7 protein-coding genes and 1 pseudogene are annotated in these 7,598 nt (G+C 45.6%); 5 read left to right on the top strand and 3 right to left on the bottom strand.

All coding sequences use genetic code 11. From position 1 onward, the window contains the following. Positions 1-712: 712 nt before the first annotated feature. Both ACFQZE_RS23385 and ACFQZE_RS23380 read right to left on the bottom strand, forming a co-directional pair. Positions 713-985, bottom strand: a complete 273-nt coding sequence (locus ACFQZE_RS23385) for an LptM family lipoprotein (protein WP_379361674.1) — start codon at positions 983-985, stop codon at positions 713-715. 323 nt (positions 986-1,308) lie between these two features. Beyond that, complete coding sequence (locus ACFQZE_RS23380; RefSeq protein ID WP_379361672.1) at positions 1,309-2,343, bottom strand: M23 family metallopeptidase; 1,035 nt, start codon at positions 2,341-2,343, stop codon at positions 1,309-1,311. 221 nt (positions 2,344-2,564) lie between these two features. Here ACFQZE_RS23380 and ACFQZE_RS23375 point away from each other — a divergent pair, with 221 nt between their 5' ends. From ACFQZE_RS23375 to ACFQZE_RS23355, 5 genes and pseudogenes are all read left to right on the top strand, one after another. Beyond that, positions 2,565-3,290 carry a response regulator transcription factor gene (locus ACFQZE_RS23375; protein WP_379361670.1) on the top strand — a complete coding sequence of 242 codons (726 nt, stop codon included), beginning with the start codon at positions 2,565-2,567 and terminating at the stop codon, positions 3,288-3,290. Then, positions 3,280-5,031, top strand: a complete 1,752-nt coding sequence (locus tag ACFQZE_RS23370; RefSeq protein WP_379361668.1) for a sensor histidine kinase — start codon at positions 3,280-3,282, stop codon at positions 5,029-5,031. The genes ACFQZE_RS23375 and ACFQZE_RS23370 overlap by 11 nt, the downstream gene beginning before the upstream one ends. 310 nt (positions 5,032-5,341) lie before the next feature. Beyond that, positions 5,342-6,556 (top strand): MFS transporter, encoded by a 1,215-nt coding sequence (locus tag ACFQZE_RS23365; RefSeq protein ID WP_379361666.1) that lies wholly within the window; start codon positions 5,342-5,344, stop codon positions 6,554-6,556. A gap of 139 nt (positions 6,557-6,695) precedes the next feature. Continuing rightward, positions 6,696-6,878: pseudogene (locus ACFQZE_RS23360) on the top strand (YiaA/YiaB family inner membrane protein); the annotation flags it as partial. A gap of 57 nt (positions 6,879-6,935) precedes the next feature. After that, on the top strand, positions 6,936-7,172 hold the full coding sequence (locus ACFQZE_RS23355; protein ID WP_379361723.1) for a YiaA/YiaB family inner membrane protein: 237 nt from the start codon (positions 6,936-6,938) through the stop codon (positions 7,170-7,172). 50 nt (positions 7,173-7,222) lie between these two features. Here ACFQZE_RS23355 and ACFQZE_RS23350 read toward each other — a convergent pair whose 3' ends face one another. Next, on the bottom strand, positions 7,223-7,516 hold the full coding sequence (locus ACFQZE_RS23350; protein ID WP_379361664.1) for a Dabb family protein: 294 nt from the start codon (positions 7,514-7,516) through the stop codon (positions 7,223-7,225). Positions 7,517-7,598 lie beyond the last annotated feature (82 nt).

Below are 7,598 nucleotides of genomic sequence, written 5' to 3'. Positions count from 1 at the left end.
CTGTGGTTTTTGGCACAACTAAATGTCCGAATGGGAGCTCTGTGAGCGCACTAGTGGTTTTTGGCACAACTAAATGTTCGAATGGGAGCTCTGTGAGCGCGCTAGTGGTTTTTGGCACAACTAAATGTTCGAATGGGAGCTTTGTGAGCGCGCTAGTGGTTTTTAGCACAACTAAATGTTCGAATGGGAGCTCTGTGAGCGCACTAGTGGTTTCTGGCACAACTAAATGTTCGAATGGGAGCTCTGTGAGCGCACTAGTGGTTTCTGGCACAACTAAATGTTCGAATGGGAGCTCTGTGAGCGCGCTAGTGGTTTTTGGCGCAACTAAATTTTCAAATGGGAGCTCTGTGAGCGCTCTAGTGATTTTTGGCACAACTAAATGTCCGAAAGGGGTGCCCGCGAGAGTTCCAGTGGTTTTTAGCACAACTAAATGTCCGAAAGAGGTGTCCGCGAGAGCTCTAGTGGGTTTTGGCACAACTAAATGTCCAAGAGGGGGCTCCGCGAGTACTCCGGTGGTTTTTGGCTCAACTAAATGTCTGAAAGGATGCTCCAAAAGGGCAGAGACGGGTGAGACAGTCCCACATTTATTGCCAAAAAGCCTTCAAACCCACCGCGACAGCGGGTTTGAAGGCTTTTTTAAGTATAAGGGGTAGAAAAATTAAAAAATGACTTTTGGTGCAGCCCCTTGATGCTCTTGAATTTGAATGATAGATTACTCATTTAATAGATAATAATCTATTCCATCGCTGTCTTTACTATTGCTACTAGTAATACTCTTAGCTACTTTATCAAAGGTTAATGTGTTGTCGTTTGTTAAAATAATATATTTTGATTCTTTTGAAGCGTTAGGCATTGTACCCGTTAATTCTAATTTATATTTATATTCTTTTCCATCGGGGTCTGTATAGCTACTATTCTTACTGCTGCATGCTGCAAGTGTAACTAATAGTATTAATACTCCTAATGTCGTTATTATTTTTTTCATATGCAAGCTCTCCTTTTATATCGTTATTTTTATAGAGGATACTTTGGTTATAATCGGAAAGCATCTTTCATTAATAAATATACGCTGTTCTAATTAGATGAGTAAATTCTTCCAAAGTTGTGGTAAATAAAATTTAATATAGAAACCCTAAACGTCTAAAAACAACTAATTTTAAGAAAGCAGCCTAAAAACGACTTAAGAACGACTTAAGAACGACTTAAGAACGACCTAAAAACGACCTAAGACCGACCGGATGGCGGACCCGGTCAGTCCTTATTTTCAAAACGGATTACCCGACAGTATTCTCATAACACCGAATCGGATTAAGGCTTTGCATTTCCGATCATCTCACCGCGAATCGGCTTCGATCCGTCTTTAAAGCTAACTGGAATCGTCGTCAGTATCTTTCCATTATCCTCTGCCGGCATCATTTGAAAATGAAGATGGGCTTCGCTCGAATTTCCGGAGTTGCCGCATTCCCCGATAAGCTCGCCAACCTTAACGGTATCGCCCTTTTTTACTTTGACGGAACCGTTTTTCAAATGGGCCATCATGCTGTATTCCCCGTTGTCGTGTTTAATGAGCACCATATTGCCCATAGGCTGTTCTGCGTTCATTTTGCCAACAGGCTCATTGTCCGGAATTCCGTCTACGGCTTCAACGACTACCCCAGACGCTGGCGCCAGCATATCCTGACCAAACGCGAAGTAGCTCTCATTTTTAGTAGGATCGCCTTCATAGGAATAGCCATCTTTGACTTTCACCAAATCGTAGGCGTAACGAATATGTTTATATTCATAGTGGTAGTTGAGCAGAGTGTTATGCCCGCCCCAAAATACAAACCATTCATCTTTAAAAGGGAACTCTATGATTGTTTTGGAATAGGCATTATCAGTTTCGGGATGTAGGGTGTGATTTAAAAGTTGAATAACTTCAATAATCCCCTTTTTGTCTACCGTTGCTGTCAATCCTTTTTTACCGGAGGAGTCAGCCCACACAAACGATTCATACCCATTTAGAGAACCGGTTGTTGTAACGTTGAAGCTATCTATGTCCGATACAAAATCATCCCCCATCGCTTTAAAATCCTCTAGTGTAATTGCTCCCCTCAGGCCCTCCCCAAATTGTGTGTAGAGCTGTTCGTATTGCTTGTCGAGCAAAGCGGCGGCTATATTTTTAGCTTCCACTTTGGATTTGTTCTCCGTTCCAGATTCTTCCTTTTGCCCGTTTGTCACCGCATTTCCTCCTTTATTCGTTGTACTGTCATTACTGCAACCCGTTATAATGACTGTCATAAAAATCACAAGACTAAGTATTTTTTTCCAATCCATTTTTTTCTTTTCTTTTACTTTGTTCATTTGCTCCATCCTCTCGTTGTTTCTTTACTTAATTCCAGTATAAGGAGTGAATCTTACGCTTTCTATAAGGCGGAGTTACCGCTAAATAAATTATTTTGTTGAAATTCGCCCAAAAAGTAAGGTTCCGGTAAGATTCCATTGTCTATTCGGTTAGATTGTCGTGCTACAATAAATTCGCCAACTAGCTGAAGTGATAACAGAGTCATATTGGAGTGATGAGGATGAAAGATGCCAAAATACTAATAGTAGACGATGAACGTGCCATAGTTGAAATTATGGAAACAGTGCTGCGCAAGGAAGGCTTTACTGAAGTCTATACTGTTTATGACGGAGAAGCGGCGCTCGTGGCCTGCGGCAAAAAAAGATATGATCTCGTTCTGCTCGACGTGATGATGCCGGGCAGAAGCGGCCTCGAAATTTGCCCGTTCATTCGGCAGACGACCGATGCGCCGATTCTCTTCCTGACCGCAAAAATGTCGGATTTCGATAAGCTGTCGGGCTTTGCCGTCGGTGGCGACGACTATATTACGAAGCCGTTTAATCCGCTTGAGGTTGTTGCGAGAATACAGGCCCAACTGCGCAGATATTTGCAAGTAAAGCCGCAAGCTCGCCAGCAAGCCGAAATCTATGACTTTGGACGGTTTCAAGTGGATGCATCGCAAGGGACTTTAACCGTTGAGGGTCATATTTCCCATTGTCCGGCGCTTGTGTTTCAACTGCTGCTGTTTTTTTGTATGAACCCTAACCGGATTTTTAGCAAAAGTGAGCTGTTTGAGCGAGTATGGGGAGAAGAACTGTACAACGAGGATAATACCGTTATGGTTCATATTCATCGTGTGAGAGAAAGAATTGAGAGAGATCCTTCTAAGCCGGAGTATTTAGTGAATGTGAGAGGAATGGGCTATAAGCTGACCGTGCCGAAGGGAGAGCGATCGCGTGATACGTAGAAGGCTTGCCACTAGATTTGCTCTTCAATTGGCGGCGGCGGGGGTATTGCTCACAATGATCGCTATTGCCATTGCCATTTGGGCGCTCGGGAAGCTGACCGATATAGAAATTCAGCGCAATTTTGCTCCGCTTGGGTTATCCCGTATTTTGTCGGATTCAAAAGTGAACGAACAAGGCTTGATTGTAGATCCAACCTTGCTTAAGCGGCTTGAGGAGGATGGAGGATGGCTGCAAAGTCTGGACTCGGAGGGGAAGGTTCTCCAGTCCTTCAATGCTCCAGAAGGTTTGCCAACCCGGTATATACCCGGCCAATTGATTGATTTTTGGATTGGGGGCGAGCCGTACCCTTACAAGCTAGGGCTCTGGATGCAAGCAAAGGATGGACACCTGTTCACCTTGCTGTACGGGACAAAAGTAACAACCGAACAGTTGCTGCAGCTCGTCATGGAGGGGAGCGAAATGGAAGGTGATACTCTTATTTTGTCTCAGCATGCGAAGGAGAAATTAAAGGAGTCGAGTGGCTGGGTGCAAGTGCTGAATAAGGAGGCGATGGAAGTCGCGTCTTGGGGCAAGCCCGATGGGGCGTTAGCATCGTATACTCTTCAAGAGCTATCCATGAGAGCTATTCAAGTAGAAGGTTACGATGGGTTTAGTATGGAAACAAAATATGACGAAAGCTCGGGATTGACCTGGGTTGTCCAATATCCGCCTGTTCGGAATGGGACTGAGCCAGCTAGTAAGTCGTTTATCCATTCGGAAATACAGGTCATGGTTATTGCGATAATCGCATTTTTGCTATCGTCGTTGATTGTGTTTATTTTGATGGCCCTCTGGTATGCGTCACGATTCGGAACGCCGATCCTACTTATTTTGAACATGATTCAAAAGCTCGGAGAAGGAAAGTATACGAATTATGCCAGTGAGAGCGGCAAAAGCAATGACATCAAAAGCAAGGAAGGCCAGTGGAAACGGAAATACCTCGTTTTTGGAGACATTATGGAGTCGGTCCAAAACCTGTCTGTCACGCTGCAAGAAGGAAGAAAAACGATGGAGCAAACGCAGCGGAACCGGGAGGAATGGATTGCCGGCGTAACGCATGATATGAAGACGCCTATCGCCTCTATTCAAGGCTATGCTCATATGCTGGAGGCGGAGCATTATAGCTGGACAAGCGAAGAGGTTCGAAGCTATGCGTCTAAAATGATAGAGAAAACAAAATATATGGACACTCTAATCAATGACCTTGCCTTAACGTATAGACTTAGGAGCGGACAAATACCGGCCACACTCTCTCAGGAGGACATCTGCGCCTTATTAGCCGAATCTGTAGATCGTGCGGCGGCGCATCCCGCCTTTGAGGGAAGAGATATTCGCTGCAAGGTGCCGTCCAGCCCAGTGCTCGCTGCTGTCTATCCGCCTTGGTTCGACCGTATCTTGCAAAACATTCTCGCCAACGGGCTTATGCATAATCCTCCCGAAACGAAAATCGAGGTGGAGTTGATTCTCCTTGAAAGCAAAGGCTGGCGCATCGATTTCAGAGATGATGGCAGGGGAATGGATCAAGCGACGATGGAGAGGCTGTTTGAACGTTATTACCGAGGGACAAGTACGGAGAGCGCGATGGAGGGCAGCGGTCTGGGCATGGCCGTTACAAAAGAGCTCGTCCTTGCGATGGGAGGCCGCATCTCCATTGACACTGAAGTTGGGCGTGGAACGGTAATTAGTCTGATTTGGGATTAGAGGATAGAAATAAGAAGAGTGAGACTCCTGATCGGATAAGAGCAATCCGATTAGGAGTCTCTTGTTTTTTTGGCATCTGACCGATGTTTTCATAGGAAGTCCATATTGATAAGACATAGACGGCTCGATTTTCAGAACCGGCGAATACGGCTCGCCTACTCATCATAATCTTTTTTAAACTGATTGCTACTGTAAAGCTTCTCTTGCTGGATTTCATCAGGTAGAGTTAAGAGGGGCATTTGATGAACGACAGTCCCATCTTGAAAGCATTCATGCACACAAAACAGTCATAAAAAAGGAGCAGCGAGAAGTGGCTACATTATTTTTGTTGATCATCTATTTGTCTTTTATCAGCTTAGGTTTGCCTGATTCTTTGCTGGGAGCCGCTTGGCCGGTGATGCGGCCTGAACTTCAAGCGCCGTTCAGCGCGGCAGGAACATTGTCGATCATTATTGCCGCAGGCACCATTGTGTCGAGTTTGGCGAGCGGTACTGTTTTACGTCTGTTAGGGACGGGAAAAGTGACCCTTATAAGCTGTATCATGACAGCGGCGTCGCTTTTGGGTTTCTATTATGCACCGTCTTTCATCTGGCTTATGGTATTGGCGCTGCCGCTTGGACTTGGCGCAGGCACAGTTGATGCAGGGCTGAATCAATATGTGGCTATTCATTATAAAGCTCATCATATGAGCTGGCTGCACTGCTTTTGGGGAGTGGGCGCCACTTTGGGGCCTGTCATTATGTCCGGATTCATGAGTGGTCAAGGCTCTTGGCGGAGCGGTTATTTGGCCGTTGCGCTCATCCAGTTTGCGCTAGTTGTCATTCTGTTCGCAACATTGCCATTATGGAAGCGAATGGAGAAACGTCATAGCGAGGCATTGACAGAGCCAAGGCTCGAAGCCAAGCTTGAAGAAAAGCCGCTCCCGGAGCAAGGGCAGGGAGGCAAACTATTGTCCATGAAGGGCGTAAAGCTTACTTTGATGACCTTCCTCTTCTATTGCGGCGCGGAAGCGACTGTAGGCTTATGGGGGAGCAGCTTTTTGGTCAAAGTGGATGGATTGTCCGCTGCGACTGCCGCGCAATGGGTTTCTATTTATTATGGCGGCATTACGATTGGTCGGTTCATTACAGGGTTTGTGACACTTCGGTTCAGCAATGCTGTTCTTATTCGGACTGGGCTGCTCGTATCACTGGCTGGCGCTCTTCTTCTGCTCCTGCCGCTGCCCGCCCCCGGCTCGTTAATTGGTTTTATGCTAATCGGTCTTGGCCTTGCGCCGATCTATCCATGTATGCTGCAAGAGACGCCTGCGCGCTTTGGCAAGATGCAAACCGAAAGGCTGATGGGGTATCAGATGGCGGTCGCCTATACCGGAGCTACACTTCTGCCGCCGATGCTTGGCTGGATTGCTTCCGGCGCCAGCATGGCTGTTATGCCTTATTTTGTGACGGCGTATGTTGTGCTCATGCTTTTTGGCTCTGAAAAAGTTAACAGAATCATGAAACAGAAAGCGAAAACAATTGCATAAGCTTTGATTCCATTCATATCCTTTCTATGACGATAAAAAATTCCAAAAATCCAAATTTAGGGTAGAAATTTGTCGATCTTTCGCTGTATAGTGAAGAGGGCAACGACTATTTTATTTTAGATCGGGAGAGGAATGTCATATGAATCAAAGATACCGCAAAAGAAACACGGCTGCTTTTACGATGGCTTCTTATTTTGCATTGGCGGCAGGGCTTTTTCTCTTCTGTTTAGGCGTGTACAACGCGGATTGGGAATTGAATGTGAAAGGGTATTATTTGCTTTGCATGGTGTTGATTACGCTTAGCTGTATCGTGGTTCAGAAAGTCGTCCGGGACAATACGGAGGACAGAGACATACGCCTCGACAATCCCAAACATCGGATGCGGAACACGGGAGCTTTTACGGCGATGGCTATTGCGGGCTTGATTATCGGGTACGGGATGTTTGTTATTGGGCTCATTAACGCTCCGTTTGAATTGAATGTGAAGGGATATTACATAGCCGTCATTCTGTTAATTTCCTACAGCGCGATTGGCGTCCAGAAAGTAACGAGAGACAACGTGGAAGACAATGAGATTATTGCCGAGCAAGAATCGAGACGGAACGTGCAGGTGTAAAATGAAACAACGGCCCAAGTCCAGAAACTCATTGGACCGAGGCCGTTTTTTTAAACGTTAATATCGACACCGATGCTGTCCAGACGGCCAACTTCGCGAATGTAAGAGACGACAGCTTGATGATCCTCGTTCACCGTATAAGCGTCCAAAGCCGCTTGATTTTGGAATCTAACCATAAGTACGACTTGAAACTCTTTGCTTTTTTCGGCTATGTTAAGACCCGCCTGAATTTCGTCAATGCCAGGAACGGAGCTTTCTAATGCCTTGAAGCGGTTCACGACTTCTTGAAGTTGATCTTGAGTAGTCGTTTCAGCAAATTTTAAAAGTACGGTACGTTGAATCATAGTTTACCTCCGGCGATGAAATTTGCGATTCTTTTCCATCTTACCGCCAGTGGAAGCGGATGGCAATGAATAGGAGAGATTG

It is taken from the genome of Paenibacillus sp. GCM10027627 (assembly GCF_042675505.1).
Taxonomy (GTDB): Bacteria; Bacillota; Bacilli; order Paenibacillales; family Paenibacillaceae; genus Pristimantibacillus.
The sequence above is the reverse complement of the archived record's forward strand: the minus strand, read 5'-3'. Positions and strand labels throughout refer to the sequence as shown.